21 protein-coding genes are annotated in these 22418 nt (G+C 52.9%); 7 read left to right on the plus strand and 14 right to left on the minus strand.

What is annotated here, in order from left to right; all coding sequences use genetic code 11:
* Positions 1-8: 8 nt before the first annotated feature.
* Together hemH and hrcA are read right to left on the minus strand one after the other, a co-directional pair.
* On the minus strand, positions 9-1121 hold the full coding sequence (gene hemH / locus BMW46_RS06790) for a ferrochelatase (RefSeq protein ID WP_074706361.1): 1113 nt from the start codon (positions 1119-1121) through the stop codon (positions 9-11).
* A gap of 23 nt (positions 1122-1144) precedes the next feature.
* Positions 1145-2164, minus strand: a complete 1020-nt coding sequence (gene hrcA, locus BMW46_RS06795) for a heat-inducible transcriptional repressor HrcA (protein WP_074706364.1) — start codon at positions 2162-2164, stop codon at positions 1145-1147.
* 254 nt (positions 2165-2418) lie between these two features.
* Here hrcA and BMW46_RS06800 point away from each other — a divergent pair, with 254 nt between their 5' ends.
* Together BMW46_RS06800 and recN are read left to right on the plus strand one after the other, a co-directional pair.
* Positions 2419-3303, plus strand: coding sequence for an NAD kinase (locus BMW46_RS06800; RefSeq protein ID WP_074706366.1), 885 nt, complete (start codon positions 2419-2421; stop codon positions 3301-3303).
* 16 nt (positions 3304-3319) lie between these two features.
* Positions 3320-5011 (plus strand): DNA repair protein RecN, encoded by a 1692-nt coding sequence (gene recN, locus BMW46_RS06805; protein WP_074706369.1) that lies wholly within the window; start codon positions 3320-3322, stop codon positions 5009-5011.
* Between the two features lie 143 nt (positions 5012-5154).
* On the opposite strand, the gene BMW46_RS06810 is transcribed toward recN, so the two are convergent.
* Together BMW46_RS06810 and folE are read right to left on the minus strand one after the other, a co-directional pair.
* On the minus strand, positions 5155-6048 hold the full coding sequence (locus BMW46_RS06810; protein WP_074706372.1) for a hypothetical protein: 894 nt from the start codon (positions 6046-6048) through the stop codon (positions 5155-5157).
* Between the two features lie 193 nt (positions 6049-6241).
* Positions 6242-6817 carry a GTP cyclohydrolase I FolE gene (folE, locus tag BMW46_RS06815; protein WP_074706374.1) on the minus strand — a complete coding sequence of 192 codons (576 nt, stop codon included), beginning with the start codon at positions 6815-6817 and terminating at the stop codon, positions 6242-6244.
* A gap of 263 nt (positions 6818-7080) precedes the next feature.
* Here folE and xth point away from each other — a divergent pair, with 263 nt between their 5' ends.
* Positions 7081-7914, plus strand: a complete 834-nt coding sequence (gene xth, locus BMW46_RS06820) for an exodeoxyribonuclease III (RefSeq protein WP_074706376.1) — start codon at positions 7081-7083, stop codon at positions 7912-7914.
* A gap of 85 nt (positions 7915-7999) precedes the next feature.
* On the opposite strand, the gene BMW46_RS06825 is transcribed toward xth, so the two are convergent.
* The 3 genes from BMW46_RS06825 to pmbA form a co-directional block, all read right to left on the minus strand.
* The gene (locus BMW46_RS06825) at positions 8000-8734 is read right to left on the minus strand and encodes a LuxR family transcriptional regulator (protein ID WP_074706377.1); all 735 of its coding nucleotides are present in this window, start codon (positions 8732-8734) and stop codon (positions 8000-8002) included.
* 461 nt (positions 8735-9195) lie between these two features.
* Entirely contained in the window at positions 9196-10242 is a 1047-nt protein-coding gene (locus BMW46_RS06830; RefSeq protein ID WP_074706380.1) for a phosphoglycerate mutase, read from the minus strand.
* Positions 10243-10418: 176 nt separating this feature from the next.
* Complete coding sequence (gene pmbA, locus BMW46_RS06835; protein WP_256376985.1) at positions 10419-11762, minus strand: metalloprotease PmbA; 1344 nt, start codon at positions 11760-11762, stop codon at positions 10419-10421.
* A 168-nt stretch (positions 11763-11930) separates the two neighbouring features.
* Between pmbA and yjgA the strand changes: the two genes are divergently transcribed.
* Positions 11931-12479: a ribosome biogenesis factor YjgA gene (gene yjgA / locus BMW46_RS06840; RefSeq protein WP_074706647.1), complete on the plus strand. Its 549-nt coding sequence runs from the start codon at positions 11931-11933 to the stop codon at positions 12477-12479.
* A gap of 51 nt (positions 12480-12530) precedes the next feature.
* On the opposite strand, the gene BMW46_RS06845 is transcribed toward yjgA, so the two are convergent.
* Complete coding sequence (locus BMW46_RS06845; RefSeq protein ID WP_074706650.1) at positions 12531-13640, minus strand: transglutaminase-like domain-containing protein; 1110 nt, start codon at positions 13638-13640, stop codon at positions 12531-12533.
* A 98-nt stretch (positions 13641-13738) separates the two neighbouring features.
* Between BMW46_RS06845 and BMW46_RS06850 the strand changes: the two genes are divergently transcribed.
* The 3 genes from BMW46_RS06850 to BMW46_RS06860 all read left to right on the plus strand — a co-directional run bounded on the left by BMW46_RS06850 (position 13739) and on the right by BMW46_RS06860 (position 16659).
* Positions 13739-14425, plus strand: coding sequence for an alpha/beta hydrolase (locus tag BMW46_RS06850; protein WP_074706385.1), 687 nt, complete (start codon positions 13739-13741; stop codon positions 14423-14425).
* A 208-nt stretch (positions 14426-14633) separates the two neighbouring features.
* Positions 14634-15098 (plus strand): response regulator, encoded by a 465-nt coding sequence (locus tag BMW46_RS06855; protein WP_074706387.1) that lies wholly within the window; start codon positions 14634-14636, stop codon positions 15096-15098.
* A 25-nt stretch (positions 15099-15123) separates the two neighbouring features.
* A complete protein-coding gene (locus tag BMW46_RS06860) occupies positions 15124-16659 on the plus strand; it encodes a sensor histidine kinase (protein ID WP_074706390.1) in 1536 nt (511 codons plus the stop codon).
* A gap of 74 nt (positions 16660-16733) precedes the next feature.
* Here the strand turns inward: BMW46_RS06860 and arfB are convergent, their stop codons facing one another.
* From arfB to BMW46_RS06890, 6 genes are all read right to left on the minus strand, one after another.
* Positions 16734-17156 carry an alternative ribosome rescue aminoacyl-tRNA hydrolase ArfB gene (gene arfB / locus BMW46_RS06865; protein WP_074706393.1) on the minus strand — a complete coding sequence of 141 codons (423 nt, stop codon included), beginning with the start codon at positions 17154-17156 and terminating at the stop codon, positions 16734-16736.
* Positions 17156-18049, minus strand: a complete 894-nt coding sequence (locus BMW46_RS06870) for an NAD-dependent epimerase/dehydratase family protein (protein ID WP_074706395.1) — start codon at positions 18047-18049, stop codon at positions 17156-17158. The genes arfB and BMW46_RS06870 overlap by 1 nt, the downstream gene beginning before the upstream one ends.
* Before the next feature lie 87 nt (positions 18050-18136).
* On the minus strand, positions 18137-19045 hold the full coding sequence (locus BMW46_RS06875) for a glycosyltransferase family 2 protein (RefSeq protein WP_074706398.1): 909 nt from the start codon (positions 19043-19045) through the stop codon (positions 18137-18139).
* A gap of 96 nt (positions 19046-19141) precedes the next feature.
* A complete protein-coding gene (locus tag BMW46_RS06880; RefSeq protein WP_074706401.1) occupies positions 19142-20455 on the minus strand; it encodes a glycosyltransferase family 25 protein in 1314 nt (437 codons plus the stop codon).
* Between the two features lie 214 nt (positions 20456-20669).
* Complete coding sequence (locus BMW46_RS06885; RefSeq protein ID WP_074706404.1) at positions 20670-21668, minus strand: glycosyltransferase family 2 protein; 999 nt, start codon at positions 21666-21668, stop codon at positions 20670-20672.
* Positions 21661-22401: a hypothetical protein gene (locus BMW46_RS06890; RefSeq protein WP_081355708.1), complete on the minus strand. Its 741-nt coding sequence runs from the start codon at positions 22399-22401 to the stop codon at positions 21661-21663. Before BMW46_RS06890 ends, BMW46_RS06885 begins: the two co-directional genes overlap by 8 nt.
* Positions 22402-22418: the final 17 nt, after the last annotated feature.

Genomic DNA, 22418 nt, shown 5'->3' on the forward strand with positions numbered 1-22418 from the left:
TTGTTACATCAATCGGCATTTTTGCCGGTCGAGGATGCCTTCTCTTGGGATAAAGCGATAACCCCCTCATCCTTGCCGGATCCTTTATCCTCAAAGCCAGGGCTCATCCATCCCTGTAGATTGGCAAGGGTAATGTCACCCAGTGCGTGTATCCAGTCATCGCGTTCATTCAGACAGGGAATGTAATGGAACTGGTGTCCCCCGGCCTGGATAAAAATGTTTTTGCCCTCCATAGCGATTTCTTCGAGGGTTTCAAGGCAGTCGGAGACAAAACCGGGGCAGACGACATCGATACGCTGTGTCCCTTGCCTGCCTAGCTGCTCCAAGGTATCGGCCGTGTAAGGCCTCAGCCATTCTGCCCTGCCAAAGCGGGACTGAAAGCAGAGCTGATACTGGTTTGTGGCCAGTCCCAGCGCCTCTGCCAGTAAGAGGCCCGTTTTCCGACATTCATCCTGGTATGGGTCCCCTTTGTCCACGGACGATTGAGGTATGCCATGAAAGCTCATCACGAGTTTATCTGGCCTGCCCGCCCTCGCCCAGTGGTCGCGCACGTTGTTTGCGAGCGCAGCGATATACCCTGGATGATCGTGATAGTGTTTCACTATGCGCACAGCGGGAATATTACGCAGCTTTGCCAGTTGCGCGAATATTTCATCGAAGGCTGAAGCAGTACTGCTGGCAGCGTATTGGGGGTAGAGCGGCAGTATGAGCAGTCGGTCGCAACCCTGTTCCCGGAAGCGCTCCAGCATTTCAACTACCGAAGGGCTGCCTATGCTCATTGCGTATTGCACCATCGGCGCGGAATGAAGGCGTTTTCTCAGGAAATCCTGGAGCAGCCGGGTCTGGCGGGCAGTGTGAACCTTGAGCGGGGAGCCTTCCGGCATCCACACCTGCGCATACTTTTCCGCCGATTTTTTCGGTCGGGTATTGAGTATGATGCCGTTGAGGATGGGCCACCACACCCACTGCGGTAATTCTATAACCCGGGGATTGCTGAGGAACTGCTTGAGATAAGGACGTAGCGCCTCTGGAGTGGGCGCATCCGGCGTACCGAGATTGATCAGCAGGACTCCAGTCTGGCTGGATACATCCTGATGAAGAGCAGACTCGGGGGAAATCAAGGCGGGATGATTCCGGAGATTCCTTAATGCAGGGACAATGCGCTCGACAGCAACCTTGCCGTCATATCCACGACAGGAATGACACGCTCGTAAGCCATCCGGGTGGGCCCGATGACGGCAACCGTACCGACCATTTTCCCATCCACTCTGTAAGGCGCTGTAACAACGCTGAATTCATCCATTGTAACGACTCCGCACTCTTCCCCGATAAAGATTTGCACACCTTCCGCCTTGCGGCTGAATTCCAGCAACTGCAGCAACGCGGTCTTGCGTTCGAACAGATCAAACAGTTTTTTCAGGCTTGCCATATTGCTGGATAAATCCTGCACATCCAAAAGCTTGCGTTCACCAGCCACTATTACAGCCTCGCTGTTTTCTCTGATTGCCGCATCGCCCGCATCGATGGCGGCGGTCATCAGCGAGGTCATGTCCTGACGCAACTGCTTCAGTTCACTTTGCAGACGAGTGCGGATCTCATCAATGGCGTAACCAGCATAATTGTGGTTGATGAAATTCGCCGCTTCCGTCAGTTCAGACTGGCTGTAATTCCTGTCGGTGAAAAGCACGCGATTTTGAACGTCTCCTTCCGGAGTGACAATGATGAGCAGAACACGTTTTTCCGACAGCGACATGAATTCTATATAACGGAATACGGCGCTGTTACGCTTGGGGCTGACTACTACCCCGGCAAAGCGGGTGAGTTCGGCCAACAATTGCGAGGCGGAGTTGATCAACCGTGAAGGATTGTCCGGATGGAGCTGGTCCTCCAATTGATGAATCTGGATGACATCCAGAGGTTTGACCACCAGCAGCGTATCCACGAAAAAACGGTAGCCCTGATGGGTAGGTATACGGCCGGCAGAGGCGTGCGGGCTGGCAACTAGGCCCATTTCCTCGAGATCCGCCATTACGTTTCGAATCGTGGCCGCGCTCAGATCCAGCCCGGAAAATTTTGAGAGCGAGCGCGAGCCCACTGGCTGGCCTTCGCTTATATAGCGTTCCACCAGAGTCTTAAGCAAAATCTGTGCGCGTTTGTTCAGCATTCCGATATTCTACACCAGGATTTGATTTTCAGCCTTCTGTTCCCCCGAAAAGGAACAGTACCTCATCTTTTGATCTTCAATCGGGTGAAAAGATTCCATAAGGATTTGCGGCATGAGCCGGGCAGAGGCAGGCAGGGCCTCCTTCCATGGGAACCCTTTGTCACCTTCCTGCCGATATGGTTTAATCTCGACAGGAGAAGAGCCATTTCGCGGCTCGGAGGTAGCAGAAGTAGCTAAGGGTATTATTCAATAGAATGAGTTCTTCCTTCCAGACAGTAGCACTGATAGGCAAGCACAAGAACCCCGGCATCGTAACACCGTTGTCGAGTTTGGCTCGCTATCTGCAAAGCCGGAACCTCATTGTGCTGCTCGACAACCTCACCGCTGCAAGCCTGGGTGAGGACAGTTATCCAGCTGTAGCCATGGAGGAGATCGGCAGCCGCGCCGATCTCGCAATCGTCTTGGGCGGCGACGGTACCATGCTCAACATCGCGCGGAAGCTTGCGCCCTTCAATGTGCCGCTGGTCGGCATCAATCAGGGACGCCTCGGCTTTCTTACAGATCTGTCCATTGATACCATGCAGCAAACGCTTGGTGCCATACTCGAAGGTCAATATATTACGGAGCAGCGCATGCTGCTTTACGCGGAGGTGGCGCGCAGCAATGTCACCACCTTCGGCGGTCTGGCGCTGAACGACGTGGCTGTCAACCGGGGAATCGGCGGCAACATGATCGAATTTGAAGTGCGCATCAACGACGAATATGTTTGTTTGCTGCGTTCCGACGGTCTGATTGTTGCCACGCCAACCGGTTCGACGGCGTATGCATTGTCAGCAGGAGGCCCTATACTGCATCCGAGCCTCGATCTGGTTGCGCTGGTGCCGGTCAGTCCGCATACATTGAGCAATCGTCCGATCGTTGTCGGACCGGATGCGGTGGTGGAAATCCTGATGCAGCGTACAGCGGTTGCACGTGTTCATTTCGACAGTCATTCTCATTTCGACCTGGAGGAAAACGACAAGGTGATGGTTCGGCGCTCGCCCCATAGGGTAACGTTACTGCATCCTTCCGACCACAGCTACTACCGCATGTTGCGGGAGAAACTGGGTTGGAGCGGTCTTCCCAGAAACCCGACCTGAACGCTGTGGAGTTTCTATGTTGAAGTTTCTTGATATTCGCGATTTTGTCATCGTTGATCGGATAGACCTGGAATTTGCTCCCGGCTTTACCGTCCTTACCGGGGAAACCGGCGCCGGCAAATCCATTCTGATTGATGCACTCTCACTCGTGCTGGGAGAGCGGAGTGATGCGAGTGCGGTCCGTAACGGCTGCGAGCGGGCGGAAATCAGCGCGGAATTCGAAGTGGCGGACCTGCCCGACGTGATTGCCTGGCTGCATGAAAACGGATTCGAAAACCAGGAAGAAGAGGGTGTCTGCCTGTTGCGCAGATTGGTGGATGCAGGTGGCCGCTCGCGCAGTTTCATCAATGGAAACTCCGCTACTTTGCAGCAATTGCGGGCGATTGGGGAAAATCTCGTAGACATTCAGGGGCAGCACGTTCATCAGTCCATGTTGCGGAGTGAAGTGCAGCGTGAACTGCTCGATTCTTATGCCGGGAGCAAGCCGTTGGCCAGGCAAGTGGCGGAAGCGTACCGTCGGTGGCAGACAGCGCGGCAGCAGCGCGAGGCATGGGAGCAGAATGCAGCCGCTTTCGCCCGTGAGCGGGAAGAACTGGAGTGGCAGGTCAACGAGCTTTCTACCCTGAATTTCTCGAATGATGAATGGGAAAGCCTGCAGGCCGAACACAGCCGCTTGTCCAATGCCGCCAGTCTGCTGGCGACGGCGCAGGCAGGACTCGAAGCGCTGTCCGAGGGTGAGTTCGCAGTCCTCTCGCAGATCAACTCGGTGATTTCCCGGTTGCATCAAATGGTGGATTACGACCAGAGCCTGAAAGCGGTTCTCGATCTACTTGAACCGGGCCAGATCCAGTTGCAGGAAGCCGTGTATGAGCTGGGCCGCTACCAGCAGCGGCTGGAACTGGATCCGCAGCGCTTGTCGGAGGTCGAGGAACGGTTGGCGGAGATTCATACCGCGGCGCGGAAGTATCGCGTGACGCCGGAAGAACTGCCTGAACTGTTGAAAGGCTTTACCGAACGCCTACAAGCATTGGGGCACAAGGGAGATGGGGAATCCCTGGCAAGGGAAGAAGCCGTTGCGAGCAGTGAATATAATTCACTTGCAAAAAAATTGACTATCGAGAGGTCAACCGCTGCCAGTACCTTAAGTCAACAGGTTACCGCTGCAATGCAAACGCTGGCGATGGCCGGGGGTGAATTTTCGGTGGCGTTGCTGCCTCTCGAGCAGGGAACGGTACACGGCCTGGAACAGATCGAGTTTCAGGTTGCGGCCCACAAGACCCTGCCATTGCGTCCGCTCGCAAAGGTCGCATCGGGGGGAGAATTGTCGCGCATCGGTCTGGCGATCAGCGTGATTACTGCCAAGCTCGGTACGGTTCCCACCTTGATCTTTGACGAGGTGGACGTGGGGATTGGCGGGCGGGTGGCGGAAATCGTGGGCACCCTGCTGAAAAGGCTGGGCCGGGAGCGGCAGGTATTGTGCATCACCCACCTGGCGCAAGTCGCATCGGCCGGAGATAATCAATGGCGGGTGAGCAAGTCAGCTGATTCTGCAAGTGGAGGAAAAGTGACAAGCCGTATAGTTGCGCTCGACAGCCAGGAGCGGGTCGAGGAAATTGCGCGCATGCTCGGCGGGACGAAAATTACAGATACGACTCGTAGCCATGCTGCGGAGATGCTGCTTTCCGCCGGGGAAGCAGACGGTCACTGATCAACCACCGCTGCCTCCAACTACATAACAGAACCCCATTTCATCGTGTCTCGTGCCTGAATAATGTGAGGGTTTGCGGTCGCGATGTGTGGGAGGCCGATGGTGCTGGGCAGAATACCCGGCTCATCTTGCCACTCCTGTTTTCAGGCTTTGCAGTATGAGGGAACCCAGCTGCGCTGGATTATATGTGCGGGCAATTGATTAAAATCAAAGGTAATACCATCCTTGATCATCCGGTTCACATTGAGCAGCTGTCTGATTTCAGGAATATCGTTAAAAAACAATATATAAAACGGCTTAAGCAGTGCTTTCGATATTTTCATGCCTATCGGCCCGATAAAATTTCTGCGCTGCCCTACATGCGCTACCTCATCAATGGTAATTTCATCCAACAGTTCTTTTAGCCGCTGACAAACTTCGGGTTCCTCGGCCAGTACCTCATCAAACAGTCGGGACAAATGACAATAAAAAGTTACCCCCATCAATTCAGTCACAAAAGCGGGAGGGGCCATCAAAAGTTCCGGAAATTTGGGAAACTGCTCGTAAATCTTTTCCTTGATCGGATCTAAAGGCACCCATTCCACTCTATCGAGGCCGCAGGTACGCAACATCTCGTCAAAAAGCCGTATGTGGCAGAACTCTTCCGCTAAATGTACCCGGCTGATTTTATCTTCCACCGTGTATGAAGATGCCATGGCAGGAACAGCATCCCAGGCCGCCTTTATTCCTACCCACTCGTGTCTTGCGAATTTGTAGATACATGTCAACATTAGCGTCATGCGATCCAGGGATGAAGGATCATCCTGCATCTCGACATAATTACGATAAAAGGCTTCAGGATTGGCAAGCGGTTGGCGCAAGGTAACCGGATGATCCCGAAAATGCTTGAGTCTGGCGCGCTTTTTTTCCAGGTCTTTGTCATCCTCGAAGAATTGTCCACCATGTTGCTGGGTAAATTCCCAATAGTTATCAAAGTTTTCCCGTCTTTGCTGCTTTGTTGCGGGAGAAAAAATGGAGAGGTATCTTGCTGATGCCATAGGCTTCGGGGCTCCGGTTAGTGGGCATGAGAATCATGCAGACTGCTTATAACAAAATAAAATGAAGGGAATGTGACTGGTTGGAATGCCCCGATAGGGCAGTGGAGGTGCTTCCTGGGAATCCCAGTATGTCAATCAGCACCTGGGAAGCGGAGTGTTTTTTGCGGGAAAAGTTGTTCAGCGGTTCCTTAGGTTACTCGTGCGACTCGGCTAATGCCAGAAACTCGGCCCGCTGCGCCGCATTCGTTTTCAGGTCGCCCAGCATGGCCGACGTTACCGTTTCTTCCCCGGCAACGGCAATTCCCCTTGATTCCATGCACATGTGGCGGCAGCGGAGAATGACGCCGACCGCCTTCGGTTGCAGGTGCTCCAGCAGGGATTGTGCAACCTGCTGAGTCAGGCGTTCCTGTACCTGCAGGCGAGCGGCAAAACAGTTAACCAGTCGCGTCAATTTGGACAACCCGACGATATGACCGCTCGGTAGATATCCGATGGTTGCATGGCCAAAAAAGGGGGCTAGGTGGTGTTCGCAGTGCGAGTAAACGGGTATCTGTCTCACCACGATCAATTCGTCGTAGCTTTCGCCGCCGTCTGCGAACGTCTTGAGGATCGCTGCCGGATCCTGCTTGTACCCGCGCGTCCAGTGAGCCCATGCGCGTGCCACGCGCCCCGGCGTTTCGCGCAGGCCCTGGCGACTCGGGTCTTCGCCGAGAGAGCGCAGCAGTCGCTGCCAATCGCCGATCCCGAATTCTGAATCACTTGAATCCATGTTCACCACGCCTTTATTCTATCGAGAGGAGATATGTATAACCCACATATCAGCTCCATATCACTGTCAGCAAACCTCAGCTGAAGTGCGCTGCGAGTGCCGGAAGATCCGGATACAGTGTCTGGATTCACGTCAGAAATCGATACCGAAACGTTGAACCCGCGTTGCAACACGTTTTCATGATAGCACAAGGCGAATTGATAACTGTTCAGTATTTTGAATAATGGATATACTTTAGCCCAAGCAGCAGCAGAGCAAAGAACATGAAGATAGCCACCTGGAACGTAAATTCTCTTAAAGTTCGCCTTCCGCAGGTTCTGGAATGGCTGACATTGAATCAGCCGGACGTGCTGTGCCTCCAGGAAACCAAGCTGCAGGATGAGCATTTCCCTGTAAGCGAGATTGCGGCTGCGGGCTATCAGACGATCTATTCCGGCCAGAAAACATACAATGGCGTCGCGCTGCTCAGCAGGCAGCCGGTGAGCGAGGTCATTACCGGCATGCCCGGCTTTGAGGATCCGCAAAAGCGTCTTCTCGGTGGAGTTCACGACGACGTTTGCATCGTTTGCATTTATGTTCCCAATGGGGAGCACGTTACATCCGAGAAGTATCAATACAAGTTGAGGTGGCTTGCAGCACTGCGGGAATGGCTGCGCGAGATGTTGAGCAGGCACCGGAAGCTAGTGGTACTGGGAGACTTCAATATCGCTCCGGAAGACTGCGATGTACACGACAGCAAGTTATGGGAAGGAAAAGTCCTGTTCAGCGAGCTGGAGCGCGCGGCCTTCCGAGAAGTGCTCGATCTCGGCTTTATTGACAGCTTTCGTCTGTTCGATCAGCCTGAGAGATCGTTTACCTGGTGGGATTATCGAATGATGGCTTTTCGCCGCAACATGGGCTTGCGGATAGACCACATTCTGCTGAGCCACGAGCTTGTGAGCATGTGCACGGCTTGTGTCATAGATAAGGCTACCCGCAGGCTGGAGCGGCCGTCCGATCATGCGCCCGTGATAGTGGAGCTTGGTGGGATCGCGCAGGAAAAGGAAAGAAGGCCGGGGTCAGAAGCTCCCATCCGCGTCTCGGCAAACGAGCCATGAGAAGCACCAGTTCCGGCTCTTCGCGGATCATCTTCGATAAGAACGGGAAGGCTGACTGATAAGGCAGTGTCAGGCAGAACGCGCGCTAGCGAATTGTACGGGGCTCGATCAGACCCATGGAAAGCGCACGCGATATGGCTTGCTGCCGATTGACAACCCCCAGTTTCTGAATCGCGTTCTGCAGGTGAAAAGTTACTGTCCGCTCCGAAATCTTGACGATGTTGGCGATTTCCCACCCGGTTTTACCCTCGGCCGCCCATAGCAGACATTCCTGTTCCCTTTCCGTCAGGTTGGCCTTCTTTACGGGTAGCGGGCCTTTACTGAGAACAATGCGTTGCACCGCCTCATGCAGATAGCAGGTTAATAGCTGGGCTTTAGCCATTGTCTCGAAAATGTCATTCTGCGCCTCACGCGACTCCCTGGAGGTAGCCAGGCTCAACATGGCGGCTTCGCCGCGTCCGCCATGAACCGAAAAACTCGCTCCGCTGACCAGCCCGCAATCCTTGGCCTCGTTTCTTACGCGCGTCTCCCTGCGCCCCTTGAAAATTTCTTTCTTCCATACGATCGGAATAGACGTTCTGGCGCAATGCGAAACCGTAGGATCGAAATTGGCATAACCTTCCTTGTCGTAATGTTTACGCCATTCCTCCGGATAGCAACTGAGGATGAAGCGATAAGGACGGGTAAGAGAAGTGTTCACCTGAACACCATACAGAAAATGCTCGAATCCCATTGCGCGAGCAATGGTTGTGGTGGCGCTGTGCAATTCGTCCACCGAATCGCAACTCAGCAATGATTCGAATAAGGTCAAATTATCCATGATTTCCCTCTCATAATGCTCCGCGTTACCGGCTGAGATATTGTATGTGAAGCCTTTACCAACCGTTCCCGCGGATTTCTGCCCCTGGCATTCCCGCTACCGGAAATGTCAACGCTTCCATCCGCCGTTATTCCTGCTCTTTCCCGTTTAATGGCAAATGGAACCGGGCCGGAGGAAATGCTTCCCTATAGCATAAATTATCTTAACGTATTCTGACTTGGCAATAATAGTAATAGTATAGAGTGACTTTCGTTTCCGAACTATGACAGTTATCTATGCTGAACGCTTGCCGCGTTGAATCTCCGCCGGCAGGGCGAGGACTCTTTCAGAAATCTTCAGGAATATTGTGGCAGAAAATCGGTATTTTATTTTACAGGCAGGTTAAGACATTATGCGTAATATCGGCTTTTTCGAAAGGAGGAAAAGACGGCAGAAAGAGGCACATTTCGGCGCATTCCCTGTCACTTTCCATAAGCCAGGATGGGCTTGGGCCTGCGCCAGAATTTCCGCGAATCGCTGCGCGTCGCGGTGAAGCTTTTGCTGCTGCTCTCATCAGGCGCCGTGAACATTATCTCATCGAATTGTCCGCCCCTGAACATCCTCCATAGCGGATCAAACCAGCGTCGCTCCATTTCTTTGATGCTTTCGCGCCAGCCGTATGCGTCCCGATATTGGGCTCTTCCCTGCAATTCATCCAGCACCACCAGATGCCTGCCGGTCCTGACAGAGGCCTCCCACACCGTTGCGTCGACAGGAAGCGGGGCGTGATCGATATTACACGCCGAGGCCAGCGAAACTGCAAGAACATCATTGCTCCAGACATTCGTATAGGGCGAAACAAGCGATTCAGGCAGCGTTCCCCCTCCCCAGAACCAGACGCTGTTGATCGCAAGCTCTCCCCGCGCCTCGCGAGTCTGATTCAGAGGATGCTCATGCAGCAACATCTGAATTTCATTGATGAGGCTGCGCCAGAAGGTATTGTTCGCGCCGAAGGGCAACTTGTTCCGAATATCCCGATTTACAACTTCACTGAGTAAATGGGTATGGGGCAAGGGCGGTTCCAGCAGGCGAAGATACCAGCGGTCCGGTCTTAGCGGGAAGAGGCTTATCCCCTGATTTCCGGCGAAATGGCGGTTCAGCAGTTCGGTGAACTGCTTGGCTTCTTCCGAGGAAATGCGAAAAACATGGCTGTCGGCCAAAAGGATATGGTCGCGCTCAAGGCGTAAATGTACCGGATCGGCACGGATCCAGCGACTGTTTTCTGCTGTTGTCACCTCTCCTTCCTCTCCGCTATCGGTTTGCAGGGTAATGGGCGCAACCGGCCAATCCTGCTGCTTTGCCGCGCCGAAAGCGCGGCAAAGCCACGCCTCTATCCCCTCCGACTTATCTTCCGTGACGGAACATTTTGCCAGCAGATTCTCCAGGCCGGGCAGGGGTAGATCGCGGTAGATTTCAGGAAGCGCTGGGTCTGGCCAGAAGAGCGCCGGTACCAGCAAGTGCAGATTCATTATTCAGGCAATTCAGGGTAACTTGGGCGGATAATATTAACGCGGAAAGTATGGCAAAAACAGAACCAAAACAGTACAGAAACAGCAAATAGAAAGGCGAGAAAGAGACGCAGCGGTATCCGATCGAGATCAGGGAGGAAAGGCGAAATCAGGAAACTCCACGTTCAATTGAACGCCTAGCCGCCAGCAATCATCATCCGATCTATGAGCAATGAACCACATTGCTTGGAACCGCGCACGATTACATCGTTCCCTGCTGCAGAGATGCCAGGCAACATGTCTTTCAGATTTCCCGCAATCGTTATTTCCTCAACCGGATAACGGATTTCTCCGTCTTCGACCCAGTATCCCGCCGCCCCCCTGGAGTAATCACCGGTAACGTTGTTTACGCCGTGGCCGAGCAACTCGGTCACAAGTACGCCTTTATCCATTTTCCTGAGGAGTTCGGCAAAAGTCAGTCCGACGCCATTGTCCAGGACCAGGTTATGATTGCCACCGGCATTCCCGGTTGTGACAAGTCCCAGTTTGCGGGCGGAGTAACTGCCGAGAAAGTAGCCTTGTACCACCCCATTTTCCACTATGTTACGGTCGCGGGTCGCTACCCCTTCATTATCGAAAGGCCCGCTGCCCAAGCCTTTTTTCAGATGCGGCCGTTCGCGTATCTGGATGTCCGGCGCAAATACTTGCTTGCCGATACTATCGAGGAGAAATGAGGATTTGCGGTAAAGACTGCCTCCGCTCACTGCCCCGACGAAATGCCCGATCAGGCTGGATGCAATGGGCGCCTCGAACAGAACGGGAACTTCGCAGGTAGCGATTTTTCTCGCGCCCAGACGCCCGACACTTCGGGTTCCGGCTTTCTTCCCGACCACATCGGCATGCTCCAGGTCGGAGGCATCACGCGCCACGCTGTACCAGTAGTCACGCTGCATGCTGTCATCGTGGCTCGCAATCATTGCACAACTGATACTGTGGCGGGAGGAAGGATAGCCCCCCATGAATCCCAGGCTGTTTGCGTAGACAAACTGCGATTCGCCCAGGGAGACGCTGGCTCCTTCGGAATTGGTAAGGCGCTTATCGACTGCAAATGCGGCCGCTTCGCAGGTTTGCGCCAATTCTATTGCCTGCTCGACCGGCAAGTCCCAGGGAAAATACAATTCGAGATCGGGAAATTCGCGTGCCAGCAAGTCGGGATCGGCCAGACCCGCACAATCGTCGGCGGCGGTATGTCGGGCAATCGAAAGCGCCGCCGTAACCGTATCGCTTATCGCCTGCGGAGAAAAATCCGAGGTGCTGGCATGTCCGCGCTTCTGCCCCACATAAACTGTTACTGACAATCCCTTGTCGCGGTTGTACTCTATCGTTTCCACCTGCCCCCGCCGCACCGTGACATTCTGGCCAAAACCATCTGAAACATCGGTTTCGCAGGCGCTGGCACCCCCTTTGCGCGCATGGTTCAGGACATCCTGCGCGATTTGCTGAAGCACTGAAAACGAATAGGAAAAACGTTGTGAAGGCATGGCGTTATCATTCATAGGCGGCGACTTCAGGGAATTCAGGGATTGTAGGATTATATTGAGTAGCTATGCGGCACTGCAACTTGCCCACAGGAGCCGGAGGGCAGCCCGTGACGAGTCAGATGGTGTGTCAGTGACGTATGATAGCAGTTTATTAATTTGGGAAGCGCCTTGAAAGAGAATCTGACAGATAATTCCGAACGGGAAGCGCGGCAGAGCAAGACCAAACGCAAGAAGGAAATGCACGCGCTCCAGAATATAGGAGAGTCGCTCGTTCAACTCGATTCAAGGCGTCTGATCGAACTCGGCCTGTCGGACACCTTGATGGAAGCTGTACTGGAAGCGAAGCGCATAAGCAAGCATGGCGCATTGCGCCGACAGATGCAGCTTATCGGCAAACTGATGCGCGATGTCGATGCAGAACCTATTCGGAAGAAACTCGATTTATGGGGAAATTTAGGCGCCGAAAGTACGGCGCGCCTGCATCAGTTGGAACGCTGGCGCGAGCGCTTGATGGCGGACGAGCAGATGCAAGTCCTCAGTGAACTGGGGCAGAAATACCCCGATGCAGACCTGCAGCGGTTGCGCGCACTCGCGCGCAATGCCGTGAAGGAGAGGCTCGCAAATAAGCCCCCAAAAAGCTTTCGCGCATTATTTCAGGAATTGCAGAAGATCATTCCTGCTGCTACAGACGAAAGACCTAGCGAAGGAATCGACTGATCGCAGGGGCAACTTTCGAGGAGGCGCGACAGATATTTTTGGAACCAGGGCCTAAAACTTGATCCCCGTACCCACCAGCCGGGCTGAGGTTATCTTGTAAGCAAACTCCGCCGGTTCAAGGCTGTCCCGCTCGTGTCCCGCTACTTCAGCCTGAGGGTACATGAAAAATGGCAGTTCGCCCAGGACGCTGTCTCGTGCCAGCCTGATATCCCTGCCGTGGTTGAACGCCACCCAGTTCATTTCCCATGAACCAAAAAGTTTTTCGCGTAGCTCGACCACTCGCGGGTGTTCAATGGGTAGTTCTTCATCCAGCGCCAGTTGCCGCACATCCGCGGGATCCACAGGCACCCAGCCAAGGCCGGTCAGGTAAAATTCAGGGCGGCAGTGTTGGGCAGTGGTGATATCGTCGGCCTGACCAAGCGTTTTATGCGCGACGGATTCGTCGATGCGGATTCCATAATTGTCCCTGGCGGGAATGCCCGCCGCGCGCGCCAACCCTACAAACAACGCGTTCAGGTCAGCGCATTTACCGCCAAGATGACCGGTTTCCAGCATGGCTTTGATGTTACCCCGTCCACAGCCGCGTGTGGCCGGGTCGCGATAGGAATTTTCGACTACCCAGTCATATATCGCACGCGCTTTCTGCAACTGTGATTGGGCTTTGGCCTCCTTGGTAATGGATAGCGCAGTTTTGCGGACGATGCCATCCAGCGGAATAAATTTGGTGGGCTGCAGATAACGCTTCACGTCCGCGGGAAGCGCGCTCGAATTACCCTCCCTATAGCGCCCCAGGTTGACAGCGCGGTCCGATGTTTTGATCACGCTGCTCACCGTTACGCTGCGAGGACCACTACGGTTCCATTCAGCGTAAAACATAGGTGAGGTTGTTCCAGGAACGTTCTCGAATCTGGCGGTGCTTGCGGTCCCGCTCCAGACACTTCCCTGGGAAAACTGGTGGGGAGAATCCTCCGTATCCGGCAGTGGTAGCCACAAACGTGCTTTTTTTCCATCCCCCGGAAGATCAATTTTATAAGTTACACGATAAGTGTAGCGTCGCGGCGGAATAACCGGTTGACCAACTTGCTGGCCGAATACTGATGGAGCCACGGGAAATAATGCGGCGCTTACCCCCGCCAGTTTGATAAAATCCCTGCGTTTCATAGTCCTCTCCCTGCCATGACCTTGCATATCAGAATCGAAAAGTACCAATCTAATCCCGTGTTCCATCCAAGTCAACGGGTCGATCTTCATTTTCTCTCATGATTTCCGGTTCCCCCGATCTGCTTCCTTCCATCGAGCTGGAAACGGCCGCTCATCCCACTCGTACGATCATCTGGATGCATGGCCTGGGGGCCGATGGCAGTGATTTTGTACCCATTGTGGATGAGCTTGCGCTGCCTTCCATTCCAGCCGTCCGTTTCGTGTTTCCCCATGCACCCATGAGACCGGTCAGCATCAACCGGGGAATGGTCATGCGCGCATGGTACGACTACGATATTGCCGATGGAAGCGCGAAGCTTCAGGAGAATATGGCAAGCCTGCGAGAGTCGGAGCGGGCCGTCGAAGCCCTGGTGAGCCACGAAGCGCAGCGAGGGGTCAAGCCGGAGAATATCGTTCTGGCAGGCTTTTCTCAGGGGGGTGCCCTTGCGCTGTTCGCCGGTTTGCGCTATCCGGAAAAACTGGCGGGAATCATGGCGCTTTCATGTTATCTGCCAGCACCGCAGACCCTTGCGAAAGAGGCACACTCCGCCAATTTCGCCATGCCAATCTTCATGGCGCACGGTGCAGCCGACAATGTCATTCCGATAACCCTGGCTGCTGCATCGCGCGAGCAATTGCTTGGATCGGGTTATCCGGTGGAATGGCGCGAGTACGGAATGGCGCATACTGTCTGCAGGGAAGAGATACACGATATCCGTAACTGGCTGCAGCGCGTGCTGGTCTGAGCGGGATTGCTTTTCATAATCCATTCGGGTACAGCAGGTGCAATTGCAGGCGGCGTCTCCTCGCTTTATCCTCCTGATGCTTCGACGGCTAGGTGACCGCCTTCACAAAATTTCAACACATCCCTGAAACATTCTTCACACAGTCTTACTCTATACTGAGTAGTGTGGGGCATCTGCAAGTATTTTAATCGTGATTGGAGGAAGTGCCATGCATGCGTCTATCCAACAACAGGACGCCGAAAAGCTCCCGGGCCAGGTACCGGGATCGGCATCAGATCAAGAAAGCACAGTGGCGCAACGAATTGCACATATCGATGATGATCCGGATATTCGGGATACTGTCAGGCGTATTCTGGAAGCAAGCGGGTATGCAGTCGAAAGTTATCAGACCATGAATGATTTCATGGTGTCGCTATGGAATTCAACCAATCCCCCCGATCTGGCAATTCTCGACGTGATGGTTGAAACAATGGATATAGGTCTGGAAGCCTATGTGGAAATACACAAACGTTTCCCCGAGCTTCACCTGATATTCATGACTTCGCTCGGCGAGGAAATTCGACCTTATTTCACTGGCCTCTCTGATGAGTGGATTCTGATCATGGAAAAACCGGTCGAGCCGATCAGTTTTTTATCGATCATTCATAACCGGCTGGAGAATAACGAACCCTGAAGCAGAATTTCCGGAGACTTTAACCATGGCGGTTGTCGAGTTTTCCTGGAATCTGTCCGACAGAAATCGCTTCGCGCTTCCCGGAGTGGGGACAAACGGCGCCAAGCTCAGCGATGAAGTATTAATCAATAATGCCCGATGGTTTATTATCTTTCGATGGGGCGTTATCGGGGTTCTTCTGCTTTTTCAGGTATTCGCGCTCATTGCCTCGGATGAGCTTACGAAAATCGGTATTACCCACCAGCAAGGATGGCCGCTTGCGGTAACGTTGGTATTATTCATTGCAAACGTCATTTACATTCAAGCTCTGGATTTTCAGCGGCACACAAAATATAACTCGCCCGCTATAAATATCTGGGCCCAGATCATTGTCGATCTTCTGTGTCTGTCGGTAGTAGTGCATTTTATCGGCAGCATCGCGACTCCGGCTCCCTTCTTTTACGTGCTGCATATAGCGCTGGCGTGCATCTTTTTCTCGACCCTGGAAAGCCTGGTGGTGACTGCTCTGGTATGCGTCATGTATGCCACCGTTTTGCTGGATGAGCATCCGCTTCTTTTTATGGCGCCGCAAGCGCTGGCAATCGATCCTGGTATATCCGTTCTGAGTCCGCTCAAGATCAATATTTTCCTGTGGATGTTTACGCTCGATGTGCTCTTTATCACTGTCTGGTATGTCGTCTCAAGGCTGGCGATTGTAGTGCGCATTCATGAGCACAACCTTGTCGATGCCTACGAGGAAATCAGGCGGGCGCAAGTGGAGAAAGATCGGTATGCGGTGCTGATGACACATCAACTCAAGGCCCCGCTCGATGCTATCCGCAGTAAGATAAACCTCATAAAAGGAGAATATTGCGGGGAGGTATCGCCCGAAATAAGAGAAGTGATATCGAAGATCGATCATCGCGCTTCCGGCATGGCCAGCCTTATTCTGGATGTCCTCAAGCTGGAACGGTTGAAAGCCGCCGCGCGTGACAACAATGCAAGAGAGCAGATCAGCATTGAAATAGTGATCCGCAAATGCATCGATAAATTAAAGCCGATCGCCAGTTCCCGCCATATCGACGTAAAAGTATCGCTCCAGGACTTCGCCGTTGAAGGTATTCCCAATCAGCTTGAAATACTGCTTGAAAATGTCATTTCAAACGCTATCGCTTATTCATATGACAACACAACGGTAGAAATTGTAGCTGCCGTTGAAGGCGCAGGTTCATACGGTACCGTAACCGTTATCGATCATGGGATAGGGATCGGCGAAAAAGATTTGCCACATATTTTCGATGAATACTTTTACACTCCGCGAGCGGCACTGCATAACAGGACTTCGAGCGGAATAGGCTTATCGATCGTCAAGACTGTGGCCGAAAACAATAAACTACAGATCAGGATTTCCAGCGAACAGAATGTCGGGACAACTTTTTCCGTTATTTTTCCTACGATAACATCGGTATCCATTCCTGAAACGGAGATGCACCCGGGAGTACCAAGTTCGCGTCTTGTAAACTCACAAGACCGTCCACTCGACTCCGAGAAAGAAGGAAACGAACTCGCTTCCACTCATTAAATAAAATGCGCCCTCCCCCATTTGGCGGAGAGAGGACAGGGGAGAGGGAAGGCAAGGAAAAGGTTGGGGGCGCATCACGACATCGGTTCCGACACCCATTTCTTTCTCATGATCTTGATCTGGCCCTTGTGTGTCTTGCTATCCAGTCGCTTTTTCTGGGACTTCACCGTCGGTCTGGTCGGCTTGCGTTTTCGCGGCAACTCAACGATGCTGTCGACAAGTTCGTGCAGGCGTCTTAAGGCCTCCTCGCGGTTTTTCTCCTGGCTGCGATACTGCTGAGCCTTGATAACGATCACGCCTTCGCGGGTTATACGCTGATCGTGGAGCTTCAGCAAACGCTCCTTATGGATATTGGATAGCGACGAAGCGGTAATATCGAAGCGTAGATGAACGGCGCTCGATACCTTGTTTACATTCTGCCCGCCGGCACCTTGCGCGCGAATTGCCTTTATTTCGACCTCATGATCGGGAATATCTATTTTTCCGAAAGCTGCCATCACTTTTCCTGTCCGCTGCCCCATTCAGGTGAGAACGCTCTTGGCGCAAAACCGAAATCGCTGGTCGCTTCCGTATGGTCAAAACACAGATCGACATTCATTCGTGTTGCCATCCCGGTTGTGATCTCTTGCTTGCCGGGGAGCAGCATGGCTGAACGTATCGCCAGCCGGTAGAGCCACAGGGGAGCAATCATGAAATGTGCAGGCTTGCCGAGTGAACTGAAAATTTTCTCCACCATCTGGCGGTAGCTTAAAGTCTCGCCGCCGCTCAGGTTGTAGGCCTTATTGAAAGTCGGAGGCTGGAAGAGCGCGGTCATGCATGTTTGCGCGAGATCGGCCGCATGGATCGGTTGACGCAGTCCGGCAGCTTGTCCGATCAATGGAAAAAAACCGTAACGACGGATAAAGCTTGCAATTCTCGTAATATTCTTGTCGCGAACACAATCATAAACCAGTGTTGGACGAAATATCGTCCAATCCATTCTGGACGCGCTGCAAAAGCGGCGAACAGCCTCTTCCGCTTCCGCCAGCCGGGTTGCCACCTTTCTTTCTGCCGGATGGGCTGAATGCGATTTACTAAACACGCTGGTGGAACCGAAGGCGATCACGCGTTTCAGTTGAAGCGTATTCAGTACCGGCAGCAACGGTGGAAGGAGCCAGAGCGGGGCGAGATGAATGAGAATTTGCGCGTTGACGTCAGGTATCTGTCCCGGCTCGCTCATGTCTGCCTGATGCCAGATCAATTTTCCAGTGGAAGGCAGTGCTTCCGCCGCCCGCCGGCTGATCGCATGAACCTCATAGCCGGCATCCAGCAGGTTTGGCAGCAGGAATTCTCCGATAATACTGGTAGCGCCTGTGACCATGATTTTATGATTGGAGCCCGGATCAGCCATTTGATTTGTTAGCGCGGGAAGCAGTGCGGTGGATTCCACAGAATTGAACCGGGGATCGGAAAAGGTCCCGGAAACAGTCTGCAGATCTCACCTTGATTGCGCCAGTCTCCCCATATACTGCATGCAATAAATTGCGGCTATCGCCCCGAAACGCAACCATATTCCCGCTGCCACCAGCCACATCAAAGCGCCGGGATATTCCTGCCGGAAGAACTTGCGATAGAAGCGCATCATTCCCCTGTGTTTGTGCCATTCCACGAATATAGGCCGGGATCTGCTGCATGTTCCCTTATGGTGCACTACCGGCGCATCAGGCACGAAAAGTATCTTCCAGCCTTTTTCCCGGAAGCGCATGCACCAATCGAGGTCCTCGCAGTGAAGAAAATAGCCTTCGTCCCATGGCCCAACATCCTGGATTGCCTCTTGCCGCACCAGCATGAGTGCGCCGGAAATAGCCTCCACTTCTAGCGGTCCCCGCGGTAAAGACTGCTTGTGCAGGTGAAAATCAAAAAACAGCCGGGGCCAGTAACGCTCGAGGCGGTACAAGCCAAAGGCGCGCACAAGGGAGCGCCAGGGCGTTGGCACGGCACGGCGCCCTCCTGCCTGCTCGGTCCCATCCTGATTGGTTAAAAGCCCCCCCGCCATGCCGGCCTGGGGGCTCATTTCCAATACATGGAGCAGACGCGGCAACGAATTTTTACTTAGGATGCAATCGGGATTGAGAAACAGAACATGAGGCTCGCAAGCAGCCTTGGCGCCGATGTTGCAGGCTGCGGCAAAACCGAGATTAGCTGTATTGCGGATAATCCTGAGTTTCGGTTCGGCGGGAAATTGCCCCGTGCAGAGCTCGAGGCTTCGATCCGAGGAGGCATTGTCCACTATCAGCACTTCAGTCACCTGTGGCAGTGCCGATTCAACACAGTCCACCAGGGTTTGCCCGGCATTGTAATTGACAATTACGACCGAGATGCAAAGGGGATTCGAATTATCATCCATCTCGCCTGCTAAGGGGGTAATAGTCAAGGACAGCAGCGTGACTGATTACTGCTCGCATTTGTTCCAGTTCCATTCGGGGAATGTTGGATTGCCCATCTACAACTCCTGATCCCGGTGTTGAGGTGTTGTATTGGCGTCACATAGGGAGGCCCTGACATTCGTGCGTGAGTTTGGAACGCCGGTAATTTTCTTGTAGGTGAGAATCTTTTCCTTCAATAATTGATTACTGGCTTTGATGAGAGGAGTGTAGTGGGTGTTTTCAACGCCCCAGATGGTGGATTGATGAGACTCCTTGTGCCCGACCAGAAACGGGTTGACGGTGAGTATGCTCAAGGAATCATGTCTTTCAAGATAGCGATCTATCGTGTTCGTAGTCACATCGTGGTTATTTTCATCCCACCGCGCGATCGTATCGTAGACGCGTTCACTGTAAACATTGAAAACCATGCTCATCACCTTATTGACGGCTACGAACTGCTCATCCCGGAATTGGTATAGGCCACGCACATCGGCCTCTTTATCGAGATCGGCTATCAGGCCGGAAAATATATGCCAGTTAATGTCAGAATCATTCAGGTATTCTCGGATGTCTCGCCACCGCATCTCGAAATCGGGAGAAAACTCGACATCGTCTTCACAGATCATGATCTGCCGCAATCCTTGCTGGCGCGCGAGCATGATGAGGTACTTGTAGCTCATCGCGCAACCAATCCAGCTTTGCGTATGGCGCAGGCCGGGGAAAGCCGAAAAACCGAATCTGTTATCCCTGGCGAACCCTTCCGTACGCTCGACATATTCTGGCAGGCTAAGACAGATGGTGTCGCTTGGCAGTTCGGTTTTGTGGCCCGTCAGATGCCAAAATTCCCCGAACGAAATACTGTCCGTTGCCAACAGGAATCGGTAGAAGAAATAATCAGCATTGTCCGGGCAGCCATCCAGGGGAAGATAGAAAATTCGGCGTGGATCGAGGCCCTTGCGCGAGAGAAAGGCAATATTTGCGGTTGAGTAGTCAAGAATGGCAGACGCATTTTCCAGGATTTGCAGATAGGCTTCAGTAAACAGGTCCGCCTTGCTTGAATCCTCCACCTGGACGGCAATATAAAAAGCCGGAAGATGCACAAACGCTGGAGGGTTGATGACAAAATGGGTGCGCTCATCATACCTCTCTAGGGAGGGTCCTTGGATGATCCTCGAAGCGATACCAGCGCGGGATAATGCATTCGCGATAAGGTTTGCTGCACTGAGTTGGCATGGCATGGCCAGGATAATGACGGGATCACCGGAACTTGGCCGCAACCGCAATTGCGTAGTTCCAACCTGGGGCGCAAGTATACGGCGAGCTCCACCTTGCCTGAAGCTCTTGCTAAAGCGTGATAAGGCGTTTAGCAGGCCCAGTTTTCGCGCGAACAAGAAGTATCCCTTTAGAACTTCCGGATGCTGCCAAAAATATCCTGCTACTGCCGTGATACGAGCGTAGCTATCCGCTAATTTTCGAATTTTAGTGCTTGGGGCGCCCAAAAGTTCTGCTTATCCTGGGAATACAGTGACATCGAAAGTATTTTCAGAAATTGTAAAGGAATATTCCTTATGCCTCACTGCGTCACGAGGCCTTCCGCGCTATTCATCACGCAAGGTTTCTCTTTTTCACAATTCCTTTCAGCTTGCACGCCTTAAAGGCTGCCCAGTATCCTCGATAGGCGAGATTGCGGGTTTCATCATCGAGATCGAAGCCCGCAGCAAGTTTCAGGTTGGCAATCGAATCCAGATCACGGGCTGATTTGACGATGACATCATAGTGCCCGTTTATCATTGGCCAATTTTTATCCAGATCGACGATTTCTGCCCATCGCTGAATTTCCGGTTCAGGGTGAAGCCTACTCATGACGTAATTGGAAGATCCCTGGCGTTCCAGCCGATGGCAGAAAGCATCGAAATCTATCTTCCTGACCATGATGGACACAGCGTTCTTGTTGTAAATTACCCGCAATCCATGCTTCGAGAGCCGATAGCCTAGTTCGATATCCTCTGCGCCAAAGCGGAAAACGGGATTGAATACGCCATGCTCCAGCAAGAAGGAGCGCTTGCAGGAGGAACGCCCACCCCAGAAATAAGAGTAATCGAGAATATCCCCATCCTTCAGAGAGGGGTAGGAGAACAAAAAAGAACCTACTTCGGTGACGAAATGCATGAGCGGATTCTGCCTGATCTCCGGGTCGAGAGCGGTGTAGCCCAGTACTGCGTAATGTTGAGCCGGAAATTTCAGGTGCGTTTTGACATGTTCTTCCAGGAGGGTTTCGGTGGCAATGTCGTCGTCATCCATAAAAAAAACGAGATTACCCCGGCTGGCAAAAAGGCCGTGATTCTTCGCACTGGCTAATCCGGCATTGCGCTGATAGAAGTAGCGCAGGGGAAGTTTTTTAGCGTAGCTAGCCGCTACAGCCTCTGTATCATCGGTTGATCCGTCGTTTATTATTACGACTTCGAAACGCTCTGCAGGCAGCGTTTGTCCGCACAGGCTCTCCAGCACCTGAGTCAATAGCGGTGCGCGGTTGTAGGTACAGATTACTACGCTCAGTAACGGTACTGCCACACTATGTTCTGTGGAAAGGGAGCGGTCAGGCATAGGATTCGAGTATGAAGAACGCATCCTTTTTGGGTAGATGCGGTCTCCTCGATAGGTAATCGCTCATGGTCTTTGCAGCCGACGCATGATCGTAATACGCCACCGGTTTGCGCAAACTGTGGGCAACCGGCACGGCATCGACGATTCCCATTTTAAGACTGTGTTTCTCAGCCAAAACCGGCCATACAAAATCATTGCCCCAGCCCATGGGACTTGCCTCATCAAAAGGCAGAATGTAGTCAAAGGCGCTGCGATGTAAGGAGAATAAAGGCCCGATTTCGACAAAACGAGTCCAGCGGGCATCGATTCCATCGAGTTGCTCCACAAATGGATGATCGATATAGCTGTCATGAGTCCTTGCGGGTTGCGCAATCGCGAAATCATGGTGCGACACCCGCGCAAGATAGGAATCGAGGAAACCCGGCGGTAGAACGATGTCGTCATCACTGATAATGACGTATTCGAAATCGTACAGATTGACTGTCTTTAATAGCTGATTCAGCAACAGGAATTTGGGTACATGCATCTCGAATCTTTGCACGGTGAGAGGCGCCATTTCCGGTTTTGGCTGGTTTTTTCCCAGTGATATCCATTGCTGCTCGACTTCCCAGTCCTTGCTGCCGGAAAATTCCCGGCTGATGTCGACAGCGAGGTTCTCCTTGTCGGCAAGATATATTCCGGCTATCAGAACTCTGAGTACCTTTTGTAGTGGTTGCAAGTTGGAATCTTTCATACCACTGCCTTCTGGGC

Origin of the sequence: Nitrosospira multiformis (assembly GCF_900111585.1) — a bacterium.
GTDB classification, from domain to species: domain Bacteria; phylum Pseudomonadota; class Gammaproteobacteria; order Burkholderiales; family Nitrosomonadaceae; genus Nitrosospira; species Nitrosospira multiformis_B.